Source organism: Pseudoalteromonas aliena (genome assembly GCF_038155085.1).
Lineage (GTDB): Bacteria > Pseudomonadota > Gammaproteobacteria > Enterobacterales > Alteromonadaceae > Pseudoalteromonas > Pseudoalteromonas aliena_A.
In genome coordinates this window covers 24,564-45,102 of record NZ_JBAKAU010000007.1, presented here as the reverse complement: position 1 = coordinate 45,102, position 20,539 = coordinate 24,564, and the positions used below count along the sequence as shown (strand labels likewise).

Genomic DNA, 20,539 nt, shown 5'->3' with positions numbered 1-20,539 from the left:
TCTTATCATTGTAATAAATAACCCGAAATTTTGGATTTAAATTTTAAAATAAATCAGTAATATTTTTGAAACTGTCTGGTTTGCACAGCTCTTTTGCGTTCATTGGCTTTGCAAAGTAGTATCCTTGTAATACATGGCATCCCATATCTGCTAAAAACAACATTTGTGCTTTCGTTTCTACACCTTCAGCAATACAGTTTAGGTTAAGGTTATCTGCAAGTGTGTATATAGTTCTCATTATCGATTCATCACTTTTATCGATCCCAATACTATTAACAAAACTTTGATCAATCTTAATTACATTTATAGGGAACTGACTTAAGTAAGTTAATGATGAATAGCCAGTGCCAAAATCATCTAAGAGTAATTTGAATCCCGCAGCTTGGAGTTTTTGAAGTTGTTTAGACGCTTTTAATTTGTCTTCTAATAGTGTGTTTTCCGTTATTTCTAACCTAATTTGTATAGGGCTTATTGAATGCTGTTCTAAGACCGATAATAAACGACTAGCGATGTTTTCTTTAAGGATATGTTTAGGTGATAAGTTTAAAGAAATGTAAAATAAAGGATTACTAGAAAGAACAGAAGCTAATTCAATTATGGCTCTGTTGAGAGCTTGTTCTGTTAGAGTTTCTATTAAACCAGTTTCTTCAGCGATAGGAATAAATTGAGCTGGAGAAATTAATTGCCCTTTATTTTCCCAGCGCATAAGCAGCTCTACGCCGTTAATTACCCTTGCTTGTATATCTACGATTGGTTGGTAATGATTAAAAAACTTGTGGTCATTTGCAGCATCTTTTAAGTCATTTTCAAGGATAAGTTTCTGCTTTATTTGTTCATTCATTTTTTCACTAAAAAATTTAAATCCATTTCTACCAGCCTGTTTTGCATGCATCATGGCAACATCTGCATTTCTTATTAATGTATCGGTGGTTGTAGCATCAAATGGGTAGAGAGCAACCCCTATACTGGCAGAAATATTTATAGAAAAGTCTTCAATTACAGCTTTATTAGCAAGTTCTTGGCTTATATCCTTAACAATTTTACTAAGTGATTGAATCGAAGTTATGTTTTCGATAAGAACTAAAAATTCATCGCCACTTTGCCGCCCTAGCGTTGCTGTATCATCGAGCATATTGCTAACACGACTAGTAATATTACATAACAATTTATCCCCAACTGCATGTCCAAAAGAGTCGTTAACAGGCTTGAATTTATCTAAATCTATAAATAAGAGCGCAGATTGAGAATTATTCATTTTAGCTCGCTTAATTGTATTTTCGATGTTTTGATGCATTAAGCTACGATTTGGTAAAGATGTTAAAGGATCGTAATTTGCCAAATATCGTAATTCATTTTCAGCTTGCTTTTGCTCAGTTAAATCAGAAATAACAACTACGTAGTAACCAACGTCATTATTTTCTTTAGCAACAACAGTTACACTAAAATGAATTGGGTGTTTTTCGTTTTTAGCCGTATGAATATAGGTGTCTGTGCGCCAGTTTTGTTTTGGCTTTAGTGCTTTTAATTTAGCTGCGAGTTCTTTGCATTTAGCCTTTCCAACTGCTTTTATAAAAAGTTTTGGGCTCAGTTGTGTTGTTGAATTTATGCTTGAAAATGTTTCAAGAAAGCTATTGTTTGCAGAAAAGGGCATAAGCTGGTCATCTAAAATAAGCAACCAGTCATTTATTTGGCTAAAAGCTTCTCCTAGAATTTTTGCTTGCTGCTCATTTGCACGTTGTTCAGTAATGTTTGTATAAATCCCAGAAACATATAAAGGTGTGTTTGAATGCTCTTTATACATAATCTGACCAAGGTCTTGATACCAAAGCCAGTAGCCATTTCTATGGCGTAACCGGTAAGTTGCTTGCCAATGTTGCTGTTTATTTTTCTTAATAAAGCTTAGCCACTGGCTTTCAACCCTTCGCCTATCATCAGGATGAATCAACCCCATATAAAGTTGGATATCAATCCTTTCAGGTAAGTTTGAATAACCCAGCTCAATTCCACGCTGCGTATTCACCGTATTATCTTCGAATGTATAGTCCCATATACCACTTTTATTATTACTAAGGGCTAGCTCAGTTTGTTTTTGTGAATGAATAGTTTTTCTATGGGCATTCTCTATAGCTATTTTACGAACACGGTATTGCCAAAATAATAAAAATAATACGGTTATGAATACTAAAGTATAAACAATATAGGCTAGGGGGGATTGCCAAGCGGGATAGGCAACATTGAACCTGATAGTAGTTGGTTTTTCTTTTTCGGAGTGATTTAAATTATCCGACGAAACCCCAAGAGTATATTTTCCTGGAGGGAGTTTGGTGAAAAAAACCTTATTGGATTTTAAATTATCATACTCTAACGAAGTTGGCCCACTTAAAGATACTTTGTAGCGTGTTTTATCAATATTTTGAAAATCAAAATTAGAAAAACTAATCTCCAGACCTATATCATCATGATTTAGTTGTAGTGGCACTGTCAAATATTGAAAAGGATGATAATTTATTCTTTTTGAAAGTAACGTTATATTAGTGATTTGGGTTGGTTGTGAAGAATTTGTTTTTAAGACATCAGTAAACTCTGCAGGGTGAAATAAAAGAGCCCCATTACTACTACCAAAAATAATACTACCGTTATTTAGTTTACTGGCTCCAATAGCACTAAATTGATTTACGGAAAGGCCATCTTTAATAGTATAGTCGGTTAAATCTAAAGTATGTGTGTTGAGCTGATAGAGTCCGTTTTGACTACTAATCCATAAAAAACCGAATTGATCTAACAATAAAGCATAAATTGATTGTGTTTTTAAGCCTGCTGTCATACCAAAATGATATTTTCTTTTATAACTTTTAGCATCAAGGCCTACTAAGCCTTCATGCGTTGTCGCAAGCCATAGTATATTATTATCATCCAGGGCCCAGTTTTCAACAGTATGAAAATTATTACCTCTAATGTTTTTTGCTGTGTATACCGTTGTTAAAGTTTCACTTTTTTCATTATATCTGTACAAGTGAGTATATGTACTAAGTAATAAATCGTTGGGGTGGGTACTTAAAGGGCGGTGGAATGCGTAAGCAGTACTAGGATCGAGTTGTTTTTTTAGGCCTTTTACAATTCGACGAACACCATTTTTACCATTATAGATATAAAAGTTTTCATTACTAAAATAAGCAAATGTATCATTTTTAATTTCAGCAAAACCGTAATAGTCAGTAGATGTTCCTTCCTCATAAGTCTTTTTCTTAGGGACTATTTTTCCTGTTATTTTATCAAATAAAAAAATGTCGTAGAAACGTACAAGCCATAAATACCGATCATCAGGTGTTAGATGAGCAGGAATAATATCGTAAACTGCAAACTTTCGGTACACAGCTTTCCTATCATTTGACTGTAAATAAGTTGTCATTTGTTTTTTGTCATTAGATAAGTGAGTTATTCCGTCATCAGTTCCGAACCAAAAAGAACCATCTTTATCTTGGTTAACGGCATTAATGACATTATTGTTTAGCAGTTTTATTTTATTAAAACGCCTAGTTTGAATTGCCCAAGTAAATATGCCTTGCGTGCGTGAAGCCAACCAAAACATTCCTGTATCATCAATCATTAAGTCATTAATCGTGTTTTCAGTTATGTTGAATTGGTTATCACTAAAGTTTAAAACGAACTCTGTGCTATTTGTTTCTCGATAATATTGAAATAGCCCTTGTTCGGTTGCTATAAACTCCCCATAAGGAGTTTTTTGGTAATCCCAAATATTAAAATCGGGAATAACCGTAGACAACTTTGAGTTATCAATAAAGTTATTTGAGTCAAAAGCTATAGCGTACATGCCTTCAACGGTACCAACTAATAGCCCTAGCTGTGAGTCAATAGTTAAAAATTTAACATTATTATTATCAGCTGTATTTGCAATATCTCGGTGGAGATTAACCTTGACTAACTGTGTGTTACTTAAATCTATTGAATATAAACCTTGGTTAGCACCAATATAGAGATTTTCTTTGTATGCCCTTAAAGCACGGATAAAATTCATTTCCCCAGGTATAGTGGCTATGAGGTTAAGTTTTTTATCATTTGCATGCAGTGAATATATTTGATTATGTATCGCGAAGTAAAAAATATCCTGTATCTGCTCGATGGCTAAAATAGGATATGTTTCATCTGTTTTTTGAGGTGAGTAACCTGAATATATTTGAGTTGCAGTTAATCTCAGTGGATCTATTAAGTATGCGCCTGAAAGCTCTGTAGAGGCAACTATTTTACCATCATGAGTCTTAAACATGGTGGCAATATTATATTGATCTAGCCCAACCCCACCATTAAATTTTGTAACTTGATACCCATCAAATCTATTTAGGCCTTGTGCTGTTCCAATCCAAATATAACCCAAATCATCTTGAAGAGATTTTGTTACAAAGCTTTGTGAAAGACCTTCTTCTGTAGAGATACGTTGGAGTTGCTGGGCATAGTTTTGCGCGGCAAAGGCACTTCCTAAATATACAGAAGTAACGATGTAGGTGAGGAAAAGCAACTTACTTAAACGCACTATTAACTCTCTTCATTATAGACCATATAGAACCTAACTATTTACTAAATATAGCATAATTTTTATTTTTGAATCATAGAAATATTCATTAAATTAGAGTACCTATTATAGTTTCATTGCGCTAAGATATTTTAATTAACCTTAGGTAGTTGAAACAATATATGCAAATCATAAATGACATTGACGCTCGTAATAGTTTATTTCTAATTATTGACTTGCAAAGTAAATTAGCTCCCTCTATTTGTAATTTTTCTAACATTTTAAACTGTACGTTAAAGCTATCCCAAGCAAGCTGTGTTCACGATTTACCAGTACTAATTACTGAACAATATAAAGAAGGTTTAGGTAAAACACTATTACAAATAAAAAGCGAAGTGCCGCAAGCGAAGTACTTTGATAAAACTTACTTTAGTGCCTGTGGGGAACCTAGATTTTTAGAGCTTGTTAAGGAGTATAAACGCCATCAAATTGTTGTTGTCGGTACAGAAGCTCATGTATGTGTTTTACTTACTTGTTTAGATTTATTAAGGAATGGTTTTGAGGTTACCGTTATAGCGGATGGCATTGGTTCAAGAAATCAGCTACATGTTCAAACAGCAATTGAGCAATTAAGACAAGCTGGTGCTACTATTTCGTGTGCAGAGACCGTTATTTTTCAATGGACAAAGAAAGCAGCTACGACTGATTTTAAAAGAATACTACCGATCATCAAGATGTAAATACATGGTGAAATTTAACGTGATTAATTAGTTGTAATGATTTATTATTACACTTAATGATCCTATATGCATTTTATTTCGTATTCAACAGATCAAAGTTTATATACCATTAATTGTAAGGTTTTTATGTCTAGCGTTAGTCGACTATTTATACTTGTTTTGAGCCTTTTATTTATTGAATCAATAGGTGTAGGTTTATATTTTGGTACATTATTACAAGCTTTCATAATTGGCTTACCGCTTTGCTTATTACCAATTTGGCTACTTAAAACTCAAGAAGAAAGTGCGATAACTCCCCACGTTGTAGCTGCAGCCATTATGATGTTCTCTTTTTTGCACATCCAACAAACATTTGGCCTTATTGAAGTACATTTTGAAATATTTATATTAATGGCTATGTTAATTATGTTTGTGCAGTGGCGGGTATTTATTACCGCTATCATATTTGTGGCAATTCATCATTTATCTTTTTATTACTTGCAAACCCAGAATACAGGTTTTTATGTATTTGACCCCGATAGGCTCGCTTTTACGACAGTGCTTATCCATGCTGGGTACGCAATCGTTGAAGTGTTAGTCGCAGGTTATATTGCTAAAACATTGCAACGGGAGCGTCGAGCAGGTTTATCATTAAGTTTTGCTACAGAACAAATAATGAAAGACCCTGAAAATATTAAACTTTCTCTACGCGCTGATGATACTAAAAGTGTCGCGGTGGTTGGGTTTAATACATTGCTAGATTATATATCTGATGTTATCAAACAGGTTCAAGCACAATCAGAATCACTACAAAAAAACTCTCAAGAGCTTATTGAGGTCCATGATCAGCTTGCAGATGGAGCTGTGCATCGTACACAGCAAACTGACGATATAGCAAATTCAGGTGCACAAGTCGCTCATGGTTTTAAACTAGTTGAAGAAGAAAGCGAAGTCCTTAAGCGCCAAGTCGACCATATCACGAAAACCGCCAGTAATGCACTAGAAGACGTGCTTCAAACAGATTCTAAAAGTAGAGAACTATTAACTTTACTCAATCATACAGAAGAGCAGATAAATCACTTAGTGGCAGCAGGTGATGTTATTTCGAGTCTTCTTAACGAGATATCAGGTATTGCTGAGCAAACTAATTTACTTGCTTTGAATGCTGCTATCGAAGCTGCTCGAGCCGGTGAGCATGGACGAGGCTTTGCTGTTGTTGCTGATGAAGTTAGATCTCTTGCAAATAATAGCAAAGAGACAACAGATAAGATCGGCTTAACGCTCAAAGACTTAGTTGAAAACAGTAAAACATCAACTCAATCAATGAGTCAGTGTGTAAATTTTGTTGTAGATTTAACTGATATAAGTACCGCCATGAAAGAGAATATTTCAGCAATGAGCGAGCAAATTGAAGCCGTTGCTTCGAGTTCAGAATCTGTTGCTCAAGTTGTAGCCGAGCAAGCTGGAAATACCGAGTTGATAGCGAGCAGTACTGATGATATGCGCCAGAATCAATATCAAGATACGGAAATAGTGGAGCTGTTGACAGCTAAAGTTCAGCTAATAGATGTAAGTATTGATGTATTAGAGCAAAGTATTGCAAAGTTTAAATAAATCTAACTCTTTTGTATTCTCGCTTATAGCTGCATGGCTTATTTGTGTTGTTGCAGGGTTAGTTTATTTTCAGTTAGAGCAACTTAAACCGTTTGATAGCTCGAAAATTCTAATGCAAAGAAACTGGTTTGGTAACTTTAAAAAGCAACTGGGTTGGATTGACACTAATGAAGCGTCGTTAGTGCTTATAACAGAACAAAACTGTGGGTGTACGATACAAGCTAAGCCGCATATTTCATCGTTAACCTCTTTTGCTGGCAATAAAGCTATGAAGGTTGTAAAAGTTGAATTAACACCAAAGCTTAAACACGTTATTCCTGCAACGCCTGCTGCTGTTATTATTAATAAAGATGGTGAATTTGTGTATGCAGGGCCGCTCTCCGAAGGGCTAGCTTGCGCTCAGGGAAGTGGTTTTGTTGAAACTGCGGTCACTAATTTAGCCGCAGGTTTTAACTCAAACCTCTTAATTACACAAACCAAGGGATGTTATTGTGTAAATAATGCATAAATAACATGCAGGAAAAACTAAAGCTCGCACTTAAATCAACAGTTACGAGCTTTAATATTGATTAAATTGTAACTAAGCCATAAATACCTAATGACACAAACACACAAGCAGCAATAGTACGTACAGTGTTTAGAGATATTCTTTTTAGTAACGCATTACCAGCGTATATGACAGGCACATTAGCAATTAGCATACCTAATGTGGTTCCTAACGAGACCCAAAATACAGACTGATATTGCGCGCCTAATAACACCGTCGCTATTTGTGTTTTATCACCAATTTCTGCAATGAAAAATAATACAAAAGCGACTAAAAAAGCCCCGTAGCTATCGTATTTACTACTTACAGCTTCGTCTTTGTCTGGAACTAATAGCCAAAGGCCAACAACAATAAAGCTGATGTTTACAAGCCAAGGTAAACAACTATCTCCCGCCATGAGGGTAGTGTCTACCTAGGTCTCGCCGATAACGCTTGCTACAACATTACAAACTTACCATGCACTTGAGGTGCAATTATGGTGATAAGTTTACTCATTACTGAGCTGGCTCCCCCCCTAAAAGGCGAGCTTTATTCCACAAAGCTTTTGCGTGGTAAATATTAAGAATCACACAGAGTTAATTTATTCGGGAGTAATAACGATAGCTTTTGGCAATGAGTTCATACTCAGGAAAGAGCGATAATCGGTTATTGAGACTGGCTAAATATCGTCGTTAATAGATTGGTTAAACTGCTCTTTGCGCATATATTCATGAAAATGAGCGCCGAGCGCATATTGTTCTATTCAACTTTTCTAGAAAGTTTTAGAAAACTTGGTGATAGTAATACCTTAGGTAATTTGTTAAAACTATATAAAGTAGATAAATGGGCGTAGAGTCGGTAGAAATATGCGCGACGAGCGCACGATTAAATTATTATATAGATTTTTATGTAAGGATGAAAAATTGGAGCAGTTAGTCTTAGAGTTTAAAAAGCATAAACGGTTTTGGTATCCAGAAGTTGATGTTTCAAAACTTAACGATCGTATCTTTGAGCTAAAAAATGAAGGTTGGATAGTTATTTCTATTACACCCAATAGTAATTGGCTCGGTGTTGTTAAGTCTTATAGTATTCTCTTGCAAAATAATTCTTAAGCTTAGTGTAATTGAAATATAATAAGTAACCGAATAAAAACATAGGCCTTACGATTTTTCGCCACTGGCACTTTGTCGATATTCCGTTTTGAGCGATGAACAGAAGCACAGACAAACTCGTTTTTGGACAAAACTGAGTTACAAAAGTAATGTGTCGAGATTACTTTTAGATTAGAAAGTCTATTGTAAAGTTGTACTGAGGTTACTCTTACCTCGCCAATATCTTTTTAGGTTATCATGTCCATTAAATCTATAACTATCGGAACACATACCATTACAGCACTAAACAATGCGATATTTTTAGTACTTTTAGCTATACCCAAGCTATCTACTTCACGCAGCGCTTTGCTTTGTATCATTGCATCCTCTTCTTTCGAAAGCCATTGTTTAACCAAGGCTTGTTCAAAATCTTTGTAATTACTTGATTCACATTTTTTTTGAACTAAAGAATACCCTTCGGTCTTTAACTGCTCAAAAAGAGAACATTTAAACTCCTTAATAGCTTCCTCTTCTTCACTTGTATCTTTTACGGAAATATATCCATTTTTAATTCTTCTTAGGATTCCTGGCTGTACCTTTAAAGCCATCCACTGACGAATGTCTAGCGGGTTTTCACCATCCTTAATGATGATTTCTCCCTCTGTTGTTTTTACTACAGTTGCCGCGGCTGCTTTATAAATTATAGTAACTATCATCAAGTACCATCCTCAAATATTTAAGTTTTGATTTTCTAAGTATACCTAAAAAAGAGTCTTTTACAAATGAAGTTTATATATAAGCATATGAATAATAAGCGAAATTGCGGTATTGCGGTATTGCGGTATAACTTATCTTGGTACGTATTCGTTATCGCCAATATTGCTTGAAGTTCACATCTAAGTTTTGGGCTGATTATAGATGTAAATAAAATTGTCTCTAAATATGGCAATTAACATTAGTTGAAATAGGGCTTAACCTAGCTAAGCAGAATGCAGCTGAGTACATGCCCTGAATGATAATGGGCAGAAACGAGTTAATTATGAATGACTGCTTATGACACTTTTCCGAAGTTCAGCTTTGAGCTTAAAAGGTCATTTAGAGTAACGTGGTAAGTTGGGTTGTCTCTGGTGAATTCATCATTTTGTCGGATGGCGTGGCTGCGCCATTTATCCGACCTACGTCAAAAGGTAAGTTGGTTAAGCCGAAGGCGCCACCTAACAGAGTTTCAGATGCACGCCTTGAATGTTTTTTTTGCCACTTTTACGGAGTTCAACTGCTAGCAATGAGTAGGCCGTCAAAAATTATGATAGCTGGCGTCAATATTTGCTCTTGATGATTTTGCTGGCTAACACTTAGCCGATTAAAGTGAGGCAGTAAAGTCAGTTATAGCGCTTGTGAGTTCTTGCTCTTTTTCAACATTTAATTTGCCATCTACAAAGTAGTCGTAGAAACTACCTAAGCTAAATGAACCTCTAATATCAGCTCCCCAAAATGGCATTATTTGACTTAATGTTTGTATATTGGTCGCGCCCCCTCGAGGCCCTGGAGATGTACTTAATAAAAACACAGGCTTATTTGTTGCAAACATTGGGTTTTGTAAATCACCTAAACGAGATACCCAATCAAATAAATTTTTAAACTCTGCAGGTATTGCACCGTTATGCTCTGGAGATGAAATAATAAAAGCATCGTGTTGTGCAAATAAAGCACGTATTTGCTTAGCGGCATCTGGATGGCCTTCACTTTCTTCTCTGTCTAAACTAAAAAAAGGCATTGGGTAATCTCTAATATCTAGCGTGGTCACTTCATGACCTTCAATTTTGCTTGATGCCAACGCTAATAATGTTCTATTGATAGAGTTTTTACTATTACTTCCCGATACGGTTAGTATTTTTTTCATTATTTAAATTCCTATATATCAAGGTTGCTTACTTAATTTAAGGGCAACCTTGTTAGTATGCTAAGTTATTTTGAACGCTGTGCTAGATTAAGCGTAGCTTCGGTTTTGTTTATTGCTATTGATATTAGTCGTGATAAAGCTTTCAGCTTGCTTTATTTAAGTAAATTAATAATAAATGAACCTCGTCGCTAAGCGCTGTAAAATCTAATTTATCGTCACGAATTAAATCACCGTCTTTTACTTCAACACCATTTACAATAGCTTCACCACTAGTAACATAAGCAATAAATTCGCCTTCGTGAGTGATATTTTGGTTTTTACTGATTAGACCAATTTCGATTATAGTCTGACTATCTAGCGTGCCTTGTTGAGATTTGGCACCACCGTACACACGCACCATTTCGTCTCTTTTTAAGTCAAAAAAACTATAACTTGCAGGCTCACCTGATTTTTCAGGTAAAACCCATAATTGCAGCATTCTGTTTTCTACATCGTCAGGGTTAATCTCGTTATGAACAAAGCCTTCGCCGCCTGCACGCTGTGCTTGCACTTGATTAGCATGCATCGATTTCCCATTTTCCATAGAGCCTTTATGCTCTATACGTCCCTCAAGCATAACCGAAATAACATCTAATTCTTGATGAGGATGCATACCTGTTTCGCCTTTAGGTGAAAAGCGTGCATCAGCTAAATATATAAAGTTACCAAGTCCATTCCATGTATCATTTCGTCCGCCAATTTTATTATCAACGACAAGGCGTGTTTCTTTTAACCCTGCAAATCCGCCTCTATGTAATGAATCTTTGTGTAATACTTGCATTTTAAGCTCCTGATCTATTATTAATTGAAATAAAAGAATCGAAATGTTCTGAATTTTTAAACTATGAATCTATTATAGACAATATAATTTGTAGTTAAATTGAGTTACATTGATAAATAGGTTCGAATATACTGAATAATTAAATTAGATGGTGAGCTAATGAAATTATCCTTAGATGCGTGTGAAGTACTAGACGCAATAGATAGAAAGGGCAGCTTTGCAGCCGCTGCGGCTACTTTATATCGTGTGCCATCAACAATTACCTATACGGTACAAAAATTAGAAGAAGATTTAGGTATTATTGTTTACCGACGCGAGGGAAGAAGAGCTATTTTAACGCCTGCGGGCAAGGTATTACTAGAGCAAGGTAGAGAGTTATTAAAAGCAGCGCAGAACATTGTTGAAGTAGCTAAACAAGTAGACAGGGGCTGGGAGTCTCGCATTACCATTGCCATTGATACTATTTACGATATAAATGAACTATACGAGGTTGTTGCAGAGTTTTATAAACTTAACACAGATGTCGAAGTTAACATTATAGAAGAAGTGTTAGGTGGTAGCTGGGACGCGATTATTGAAAATAGAGCTGATTTGGTTATCGGTGCACCTTTTCCAGATATGAATACTCAAGGGATTAAATTTGAAGAAATTAAGCGCGCAGACTGGCAGTTTGTAGTCGGTAAAAGCCACCCTTTGCTAAAATATAAGCTTCCTCTATCTGAGGATGATATAAACCCATACCATTCAATTGTGATCAGAGACTCTTCAAAAAAGTTGCCTCCGATGACGCACAGGATATTCGAAAAACAAACAGTGATGCGTGTTGCCACATTAGAGCAAAAAATAACAGCGCAGGTAAAAGGTTTAGGCGTTGGTTTTTTACCAACACATCGAATTATAAATCAACTTATGTCTGAAGATTTGATCCCTTTACCAATTAACAAAGATGCACCGGTAACACCTTTGTTCCTTGGTTGGCGGACAAACAACAAAGGGAAAGCTACAAGGTGGTTTATTAATAAACTGCGTAAGAGTCTTTAATTTAATATCAAAGCGCTTATCTATTTTATACAGTCATCCCAATAAGGTGTGTTTTCAAAACTAGATATCAAATATTCAATGAATGCTCTTACTCGACGAGAAAGGTGACGATTTGAAGGGTAAACAGCATAAGCGTTTTCATTGCCCCATATGTACTTTGGTAATAAAGGCACCAAACGTTTATCTTCGATGTATTTATACGCAATAAAGCTCGGTAAAATACAATATCCAATGTCGTTTGAAATTAACTCTGCAATAAAGTCTCCGTTACTGCATGAGTGAACTATTTGGGGCTTTATTTTACCTGCATGACCCGTGGGATCTGTGTAGTGAAGATAGTCGTTACTCAGCATGTAGCCAACCATTGGTAATGATTCTAAATCGCTTGCTGTTTTAGGCACGCCGTGCATATTTAAAAAATTAGGGCTGGCAACCGGAATAAGATTAAGCTTAAATAACTTTCTTGCAATTAGTTGTGAGTCTTCTAATACACCTATTCTTAACGCAATGTCATAGTGCTCTTCAATAATGTTTATGCGTCTGTCATCTAGATTGAGCTCAATTTTTATATCTGGGTGATTATTAATAAATGTTTTAACAACATTACCAAGGTGGGCAACCCCAAAAGACAAAGGGGCTGCAATGCGAAGTTTACCCGTTAGTTTTCTATTTTCATTAGTGACCAAAGACTCCACTTCATCTAAATCATTTAGCAGTCGCAGACATTGTTCGTAATATGATTTCCCTGTGTCGGTTAGGCTAAACTTCCTAGTTGAACGATTAAAAAGCTGAATATGAAGTCGAGACTCAAGATCGTTTAGACGCCGGCTAACTGCAGATTTTGCAATATCAAGCTTACTTGCAGCATGGCTAATGCCTCCAGAATCTACAATTTGTACAAAAGTCTTCATCTCTTCATATTTGTCCATAGCCTTGCGTCTTCTCTTGTTCTAATTTGGAGAACTATTATTTCTTCAGTACGATGTTTTTGTCAATAACAAGAACACGTATTATCTAAATCGTAGTAACCCAACACGTTAATAAATTAGATAGAGGAACATAAATATGACAATCCAACATTATCCTAATACTCGTTTCACTCCAGAAAATAGCGCCATATTATTAGTAGATCATCAAACCGGCTTATTACTTGGGGTTAAAGATTTAGACCAAGATATGGTGCGTCGTAATGCTGCGACTCTAGCCAGAACAGCTAAGATGTTTAATTTACCAGTAATATTAACAACATCTGCAGAAGACGGACCGAATGGACCATTAATTCCACAAATTACAAATGAGTTGCCTGATGTAAAAATAATTCAACGTACTGGTGAAATCGATGCGTTTGATTATCCTGAGTTTGCTGATGCAGTCGAAGCAACCGGTCGTAAAAACCTTATTATTGCGGGTATATCTACAGATGTTTGTTTAACGTTTGCAGCATTGAGTGCCGTTGCTCGTGGTTATAATGTTCATGCGCTAATTGATGCGTCAGGCACGTGGAACGATGCAGCACAAGCAACATCAATTGCTCGTATGTCAGCCGCTGGTGTAACTATGAACTCTACAGTTGGTATTACAGCTGAGTTACAACGTGATTGGAAAAACCCAACAGGTGAGCAACTTGCAGGGCTATACGCAGATCTTGCAATTCCGTTTTATCAAACATTAATTGCGCTTCGCTCTTAATTTGTATCGTTGACCTACCATATTCACTGGTAGGTCAGCAGTTTAAGTCAAAGCTCGCTGTCTTTGACTTTATATATAAAGTACCACTCACGACCACTTAAGGCACTCTCCAGCTATTCAACAACATAAAATATTGATAATAATTGGCAAGGTATTTTACTGTGTCGGATGGCGCTTCGCTTATCCGACCTACACTGGCACAAACCGGAAATCACCCATCCATAAATTCCGTATTTATACATTAAGGTTTTAAAGCCTTAAAGTAATTAATTCTGAACCATTCAAATATTTACCTAAACCTAATCTTACTTAGATTTAAGGTAGACTCTAATTAATAAATCTCAATCTGAGTGCCACACCTTGCTTAAAATTAAAACTATTCTCAAGCTGCCGCGAATTCTCAACTTAAGTGGCGCTGGCCAAAAAAAGTTTAAAATATTACATTTTTTCAAATAACAATTGATAACCATTTTCGTTTAGATTAGTATGTACGCACTAAATGAAATTGAGAGTGGTTTGTATTCATGTATATTTGTCTATGTCACGGTGTGACTGATAAAAAAATTGAGCAAACAATTGACGATGGTGCAACAACCATGCGTGAATTAACCAAAGAGCTTAAAGTAGGCAGCCAATGCGGTAAGTGTTGTGGTTGTACTAAAAAGATCCTTAATCGCAGACTTATTCAAATTGCGGATGTAACGGATCAAGTTGCTTAATTACATATAAAATTTAGATATAAAAAAAGCAGCTTCTTAGCTGCTTTTTTTATGCTTGTTACTATTTACAGTTGAGACTGCAAGTAGTTTTTAATGCCCGTATTTTTAATAAGTAATTGTTGGGTTTCTAACCAATCAATTTGCTCTTCTTGCTCATTTAAAATGTGATCAAGGGCTTCACGGGTAATGTAATCTTTTTTGCTTTCAGCCAGTTTAACTGCGCTACGTAACTCATCAATAGTATCGAGTTCAAAACCCATATTAGCTGCAATCATTTCTTCGCTGTTTTCACCAATACGTAATCGGCCTAAGTCTTGAAGATTTGGTAAGCCTTCTAAAAACAAAATACGTTCGATTAAACGATCGGCGTTTTTCATCTTTTGAATTGATACTTTGTAATCTGCTTTGTCTAGTTGAGTGAAACCAAAATCTTTAAACATGCGTGCATGTAAAAAGTATTGGTTAATACCAACAAGCTCATTAGCGAGTACTTTATTAAGTGCTGCAATAACGTCTTTATCGCCTTTCATAATATGCTCCTACTAAGCCATTTGTGCTTGATGATAATTTTCAGAACCAATTTTATCAATTAAGCCAAGTTGTTGCTCTAACCAGTAAACATGGTCTTCTTCGGTATCAAATAACAGCTTTTCTAAAATGCTACGAGATTGATAATCTTGTTGTTCTTCACATATTGCGATGACGTCTTTAACACACGCAACTACTTCAAGCTCTAGTGTTAAATCGTTTTGCATCATGCTTTTTACATCGTTACCGATAAGTAAATCACGGCGCTTAGTCATATTTGGTACACCTTCTAAAAACAAGATGCGCTTAATAAGCCAGTCTGCGTGATCTTTTTCTTCTTCCATTTCGTGGTTAAGGCGCTCGTATAGCTTATTTAAACCCCAGTCGTCATACATGCGCGAGTGTATAAAATACTGATCGATTGCTGCTAATTCGTTAGCTAACAATGTATTAAACGCATCGATTACTTTTTGATTACCTTTCATGATAAATCGCCTTAACTATTTCAATTGTATGCAGTGTAGTACAAATAGCCTATATTGCAAGTTTTCTCTATAAAAATCATTGCGTTACTATTGGTTTTGATTCTTATTTAAGTTTGCGTTACTGCTTGGTTTATGGACAGTTTTTTATTTGCATTAGCATCTAATACAAGATCATGATTGCTAGATAAAAAGTGAGATGTTTATTTATGTGGGATTTGCTAAGCATATAGGCATGCAGGGCATGCCTATTACGTGCGTTTATTTGTTAAAATTGATATTTAGCACCCAGCGTTGCGGTTGTGCCTAATCCTTTAATGTTATATCCACCGTAGGTGTAAGCCTGTGCGCGGGCAGGGTAGTAATCACTATTGAATAGGTTTTCTATTCCAAAATACCCACTCCACCTGGCGTTAACATTGTATTGGCCACTTAAGTTAAATGTATTGTAGCTACTAACAGGGCCTTGATCGCCAGAGTATTGGCCTTGCGCATTTTTATCAAAACGCTTTCTGTCGCCTACATATAAAAAGCTCATTGCAAGAGATAGTTCGTCATTTGTTTGCCACGTTACATTCGCTGTTGCTTTAGGTGGGCTAATTTGACTTGCGCCTAGATAGTCATCAGCCTCGGTGTTTTTACCTTCTACGTAACTATATGTGGCGCTTAACTTAAGGTCTTGGGTAATAGTGTAATTAACTAACCCTTCGTAACCCCATATTTCTTGTGGCGCACGCACAGGTTCGTAAACTCCTGTTACTTCATTATATTCATTACTTGTACCAAGCTCTGAGGTACTTCTGTAAAGAGCAAATTCAAAACGTACGTTTTCAAACTGTGAGGTAAAACCAACTTCGTAATTGTCGATTATTGAGGCTTGTGTTTGAATAAGTGCAATGTCGTCAACGGTTGCAGCGCGAAGTAAGCGACCAATATCAGAAATATCAGAGCCCTGTGAGTAACTAAAAAACGGGCTAAAGGCATCTGTTAAGTTATATTTAATACCGGCATTATAGGTTGTTGCATCGTAATTAATGGTGTCGCCACGCACATTTAATGGTACTGAACATTGCGATACGGTTTTGCAAAGTTTTAGCGTTTGGTAGTCACTTACGCTCAAATCAATGCTTTCGTTTCTTACACCCGCTTTTACAATAATGTCGTCGTTTATTACCCACTTTGTTTGTAAAAAGCCTGCAACACTTTGCATGTCCATCTCTGGTACCCATATACGACCATCGACTAAAGGTTGCGATGTTTTATCGTTTAGGGCATCAATTCCATAAATCAAAGTCGCGGTTACGTTTTCAAAATCAAACAGGCTATTAAATGTGGCTCTTGCACCTTGTTTGTCTGATTTAATCACCGATTGACCACCGGTATAACCTTCATCAAGGTTCGCTAAAGCGGTTGAGTAGAAGAACACATTTTCTATATTTTGCTTATATAAGTCGAGTGTCATTTGTGTGTTTTCAAACAATGCGTAATCAACATATTTTAAAGTTATATTTTCGTTTCCTTCAGGTCCTTGCGGTTTACCTTGTTTTTGAAGCGCTGTTGGGACGTGTATAGCGTATGTTTTTTCTCCTATATTGCCATCGCCAGTAACATCGCCTAAATCAGTTTTTTGCTGTGAGCTGAAATAATTATAGCTAAACTGCAGTTGCTTTTCGTCGTCAAAATCATAAGTTAGTTTGGTAAAGTAGTTTTGAGTTTCAGAGTCTGATAAACCATATTGCAAACCTAAAATATCGCCTTCGGCGTCGCGTTGTACGCCGTTTTCTTCATAACTTGCTGTTAATAGGTAGCTAAGTTTATCGAGCTTACCGTTTACTGCTGCCGATATTCTACCGCCGCCACTTTCTGCTAATTTAACCGCGCTAAAGCGACTTGAAATACTAATCTCCCCTTCAGGTTTTCCATCACTACGTGCTTGTTTTGTTATGTAGTTAATTATACCGCCAGAAGCACCGTTACCATAAATTGAAGTTGCACCTTTTATAACTTCAATACGTGCTATGGCACTAGCATCAAGTGTTTTAACACCTAAGGCTCCATTACGAAGAGGGGTTGATTGTGGTACACCATCAATCATTATTAAAGGCGCACGGCCGCGAAGTGTTTGTCCTGAATTACTTGAACTGCCAGTATTAGGGGCAAGGCCTGGAACGATTTGCGAGAGTAAACTTCCTAGTTCTGAGCTTACCTTTAAATGTTGTTGTATTTGCTGCTGACTAATAACGGTGATAGAGGCGGGTACTTCGTCAATGTTTTCCGATATACGGCTGCCAGATACAATAACATGCTCTAGTTGATTAGAATTGTATTCATTTTTATTGTTTTCATCTGCTAATGTGTTGGCACTTACTGCAACAGCAATAAGGCAAAGCGAAGTTTTAAACATGGGGAGGTCTTAGTTGATAATAATTGGCGTAATGATAATTATTATCAACCGATGAATCAAGTGTTAATGAGATTTATTTCCATTTGTGGCGTTTTAACCAAAAGTACACACCACTTACAATAAAAAATGCGAGCGAAAGGGCTATTAACAGCCATGAAAATTGCACAATTGGGCCTGCAAAAGCACCAATATGAAATTTATACTTAAAGTTCCATGCTTGTGTTGTGAAATTGGTTTTACTGGCATCAAAGGAATTTAATACTTTACTTGTGAATGGGTTTGTCCATACCCAGCTATAAGCATGGCTTTCGCCAGGATTTTTTATTCTCAGTGCTATTGTTTCGTCATCCTTTTTAGGCAGGTAAATTCTATATACTTCGCCATCAGGAAATACATCCACTGCATTTTTTATTGCTTGGTTATAATTTAGAGTAGTGTGTGGAGGTGCAGTTATTTTAGGTGCTTTAGGCCTTTGCTCTACTTTGTTCATGGTTACAAATTCTAATACCGATTGAGTTTGCGTTTTCCAATTAAATGCCATTCCGGTAAATGCAATAAGCATAAGTGGTATAAAAAAGTATACACCAAGCACAGTATGTAATTGATACATAAGCACTCTAAACTTAGCCTTAGGTTTTATAGCGAGCCGTTTAATCCTATTTTTTGGCTTAACCCATAAGTAAAAGCCGAGTAACACATTTATTAATAGTAGCAATGCACACACTGACATCCAGTTACGAAAGGTTTTTTCTCCTTTGCTATTTTCAAATAGCAGCCAGCGATGTAAACCTTGAGCAAACCCATAAATAGTATCGGTGGATTCATAAACGTTTATTACATCTCCTGAGTAAGGGTTTACGCTTGCGTAATGTTTATTAGCCAACCTAAACTGCCACGCAGTATCTGATGCTAGTTCGGGCATGAAAAAGGTAATTTTTTGTTTAGTATGGGCCTCTACACTCTGTATAAGTGCATCGTAAGGCATTAAGTTTTTTTGTGGTTTTACTTGCCATTTTGTTGGCTCTATTAAGTGTTGTATGTCTTTTGCATAGATCATTACAGCACCGGTTAAGCTCACTATTAGCAAAAATAGCCCACTAATAAGGGCAAGGCCTAAGTGAATTCTACGTAACCAAAGTTTCAAAGGTAGTATCTCATTATGAGTTAGTAGGAATATTGTAAATGATAATACGAGCCGTTTTCAATTAAATAGTTGTGTATCAGGTTTCGTTATTTACTAATTATACTTTTAGAGAGTTTGTATAGCTTTAAAGGTGAAAAAGTTCATAAATAGGTATTAGAAGTTTTATGTTGGTTTATTATTTTACCCAAAGGCACTTAAACGCTGCAGTCAAATTACTTTTTATAAAATTTATTTTTAGGTGACCGAGTTAGGGGGTTTTAATTGTGATAGGTTGAACTTCTATTATGGTGTTTTCAATATTAAAGTTATTGTGCAAGAAATCTTTGATTTCAGTTAGTTATATTACATTTCGAGAACTAATAACAAGTTCACAGTAGCACTCTTTGTCGTCTAGCTGCCACAGCTTTATGCTAACTACTGGCTCAATATTAAATTTATCATTGAGAGCGTTTGATATTGCTAGTGTGTTGATATTTTCCGGTGCCGCTTGCATTAAAATTGTGCAGCTTTGCTTTAATAGCAAAGCACCATGGTAAATGACATACGCAGAGATAAAAACAGTCGCAATTAGGTCAACAACATACCATTGGTATAAAATTATTAAGGCACCGGCAATAATCACCACAATAGAGGCCATAGCATCTGACACGTTGTGTATGAAAGCGGCTTTAATATTCATGCTGTGATTTGCTCCAGCCCGATAGGTTAAAAATGCGGTTGCTAAATCAATTAATAGTGCAAACGCCGCGACCCATACTATTATCCAACCATTTATTGGTTCTGGATTTAAATAACCCGATACCGATTCAAAAATTAAATACACACCAATCACTATTAATGTGCTGCTATTAAAGAGGGTAGCTAAAACTTCTGCGCGTTTATAACCAAAATGATGCGTTAAGCTTAAAGGCTTTGCGCCAATTTTACGGGCGACGAGTGCAATGAATATAGCCCCAGCATCGCTTAGGTTATGAAGTGCATCAGCTATTAAAGATAGGCTTCCAGAAAATATCCCGCCAATAACTTGGGCTACGGTTAGCAATACATTAATAACCACAGCAATGGTTAGCTGTTTATCGCTTTGGTTTTCGTCTACATGACTATGTGAATGATCGTGCGCCATCACCATAACTCCCTCAAATACATTGACTGAATATTTCTTATATCATGGGTGCTTTAAAACAGCTACAGAAGTTGTAGCGTACATAAACGTAGCTATAAGTTAATGGTAAAGGCGTGTTTTCTTAAATGTGTAAATTTAAGGTTGCCACGCTAAATATCGATTTTTTAAGGAGTTTACGGCTCAAAACTTGCGCCTTTATATATTTAGTGCA

16 protein-coding genes and 2 pseudogenes are annotated in these 20,539 nt (G+C 36.1%); 7 read left to right on the top strand and 11 right to left on the bottom strand.

Annotation, left to right across the window (positions count from 1 at the left end):
- Positions 1 to 43: 43 nt before the first annotated feature.
- Positions 44 to 4,549, bottom strand: a complete 4,506-nt coding sequence (locus V6260_RS08720) for an EAL domain-containing protein (RefSeq protein ID WP_341593706.1) — start codon at positions 4,547 to 4,549, stop codon at positions 44 to 46.
- Positions 4,550 to 4,710: 161 nt separating this feature from the next.
- Between V6260_RS08720 and V6260_RS08715 the strand changes: the two genes are divergently transcribed.
- The 3 genes from V6260_RS08715 to V6260_RS08705 all read left to right on the top strand — a co-directional run bounded on the left by V6260_RS08715 (position 4,711) and on the right by V6260_RS08705 (position 7,369).
- Positions 4,711 to 5,268 carry an isochorismatase family protein gene (locus V6260_RS08715; protein WP_341593705.1) on the top strand — a complete coding sequence of 186 codons (558 nt, stop codon included), beginning with the start codon at positions 4,711 to 4,713 and terminating at the stop codon, positions 5,266 to 5,268.
- 126 nt (positions 5,269 to 5,394) lie between these two features.
- Positions 5,395 to 6,861: a methyl-accepting chemotaxis protein gene (locus tag V6260_RS08710; protein ID WP_341593704.1), complete on the top strand. Its 1,467-nt coding sequence runs from the start codon at positions 5,395 to 5,397 to the stop codon at positions 6,859 to 6,861.
- Positions 6,845 to 7,369, top strand: a complete 525-nt coding sequence (locus tag V6260_RS08705) for a DUF6436 domain-containing protein (RefSeq protein ID WP_341593703.1) — start codon at positions 6,845 to 6,847, stop codon at positions 7,367 to 7,369. Before V6260_RS08710 ends, V6260_RS08705 begins: the two co-directional genes overlap by 17 nt.
- A gap of 61 nt (positions 7,370 to 7,430) precedes the next feature.
- Here V6260_RS08705 and V6260_RS08700 read toward each other — a convergent pair.
- Positions 7,431 to 7,787 (bottom strand): annotated as a pseudogene (locus V6260_RS08700) (TMEM165/GDT1 family protein); the annotation flags it as partial.
- Between the two features lie 466 nt (positions 7,788 to 8,253).
- Between V6260_RS08700 and V6260_RS08695 the strand changes: the two are divergent.
- On the top strand, positions 8,254 to 8,499 hold the full coding sequence (locus V6260_RS08695; RefSeq protein ID WP_341593702.1) for a hypothetical protein: 246 nt from the start codon (positions 8,254 to 8,256) through the stop codon (positions 8,497 to 8,499).
- 227 nt (positions 8,500 to 8,726) lie between these two features.
- On the opposite strand, the gene V6260_RS08690 is transcribed toward V6260_RS08695, so the two are convergent.
- The 3 genes from V6260_RS08690 to V6260_RS08680 all read right to left on the bottom strand — a co-directional run bounded on the left by V6260_RS08690 (position 8,727) and on the right by V6260_RS08680 (position 11,198).
- A complete protein-coding gene (locus tag V6260_RS08690) occupies positions 8,727 to 9,194 on the bottom strand; it encodes a hypothetical protein (RefSeq protein WP_341593701.1) in 468 nt (155 codons plus the stop codon).
- A gap of 644 nt (positions 9,195 to 9,838) precedes the next feature.
- Complete coding sequence (locus V6260_RS08685) at positions 9,839 to 10,378, bottom strand: NADPH-dependent FMN reductase (protein ID WP_169044782.1); 540 nt, start codon at positions 10,376 to 10,378, stop codon at positions 9,839 to 9,841.
- 142 nt (positions 10,379 to 10,520) lie between these two features.
- Positions 10,521 to 11,198 carry a pirin family protein gene (locus tag V6260_RS08680; protein ID WP_341593700.1) on the bottom strand — a complete coding sequence of 226 codons (678 nt, stop codon included), beginning with the start codon at positions 11,196 to 11,198 and terminating at the stop codon, positions 10,521 to 10,523.
- 159 nt (positions 11,199 to 11,357) lie between these two features.
- On the opposite strand from V6260_RS08680, the gene V6260_RS08675 reads away from it, so the two are divergent.
- A complete protein-coding gene (locus V6260_RS08675; RefSeq protein ID WP_341593699.1) occupies positions 11,358 to 12,239 on the top strand; it encodes a LysR substrate-binding domain-containing protein in 882 nt (293 codons plus the stop codon).
- A 20-nt stretch (positions 12,240 to 12,259) separates the two neighbouring features.
- Here V6260_RS08675 and V6260_RS08670 read toward each other — a convergent pair whose 3' ends face one another.
- Positions 12,260 to 13,168: a LysR family transcriptional regulator gene (locus tag V6260_RS08670; protein ID WP_341593698.1), complete on the bottom strand. Its 909-nt coding sequence runs from the start codon at positions 13,166 to 13,168 to the stop codon at positions 12,260 to 12,262.
- A 136-nt stretch (positions 13,169 to 13,304) separates the two neighbouring features.
- Here V6260_RS08670 and V6260_RS08665 point away from each other — a divergent pair, with 136 nt between their 5' ends.
- Together V6260_RS08665 and V6260_RS08660 are read left to right on the top strand one after the other, a co-directional pair.
- Complete coding sequence (locus V6260_RS08665) at positions 13,305 to 13,928, top strand: isochorismatase family protein (RefSeq protein ID WP_341593697.1); 624 nt, start codon at positions 13,305 to 13,307, stop codon at positions 13,926 to 13,928.
- Positions 13,929 to 14,452: 524 nt separating this feature from the next.
- Positions 14,453 to 14,647: a (2Fe-2S)-binding protein gene (locus V6260_RS08660; RefSeq protein WP_002960627.1), complete on the top strand. Its 195-nt coding sequence runs from the start codon at positions 14,453 to 14,455 to the stop codon at positions 14,645 to 14,647.
- A gap of 65 nt (positions 14,648 to 14,712) precedes the next feature.
- On the opposite strand, the gene bfr (V6260_RS08655) is transcribed toward V6260_RS08660, so the two are convergent.
- The 5 genes and pseudogenes from bfr (V6260_RS08655) to V6260_RS08635 all read right to left on the bottom strand — a co-directional run bounded on the left by bfr (V6260_RS08655) (position 14,713) and on the right by V6260_RS08635 (position 20,328).
- Positions 14,713 to 15,177, bottom strand: a complete 465-nt coding sequence (gene bfr / locus V6260_RS08655) for a bacterioferritin (RefSeq protein ID WP_341593696.1) — start codon at positions 15,175 to 15,177, stop codon at positions 14,713 to 14,715.
- 12 nt (positions 15,178 to 15,189) lie between these two features.
- A complete protein-coding gene (gene bfr, locus V6260_RS08650) occupies positions 15,190 to 15,660 on the bottom strand; it encodes a bacterioferritin (protein WP_002958985.1) in 471 nt (156 codons plus the stop codon).
- A 265-nt stretch (positions 15,661 to 15,925) separates the two neighbouring features.
- Positions 15,926 to 18,061 (bottom strand): TonB-dependent receptor, encoded by a 2,136-nt coding sequence (locus V6260_RS08645; protein ID WP_341593695.1) that lies wholly within the window; start codon positions 18,059 to 18,061, stop codon positions 15,926 to 15,928.
- A gap of 73 nt (positions 18,062 to 18,134) precedes the next feature.
- Positions 18,135 to 19,205 carry a PepSY-associated TM helix domain-containing protein gene (locus V6260_RS08640; RefSeq protein ID WP_341593694.1) on the bottom strand — a complete coding sequence of 357 codons (1,071 nt, stop codon included), beginning with the start codon at positions 19,203 to 19,205 and terminating at the stop codon, positions 18,135 to 18,137.
- A 247-nt stretch (positions 19,206 to 19,452) separates the two neighbouring features.
- A pseudogene (locus tag V6260_RS08635) lies at positions 19,453 to 20,328 on the bottom strand (cation diffusion facilitator family transporter).
- Between the last annotated feature and the right edge of the window lie 211 nt (positions 20,329 to 20,539).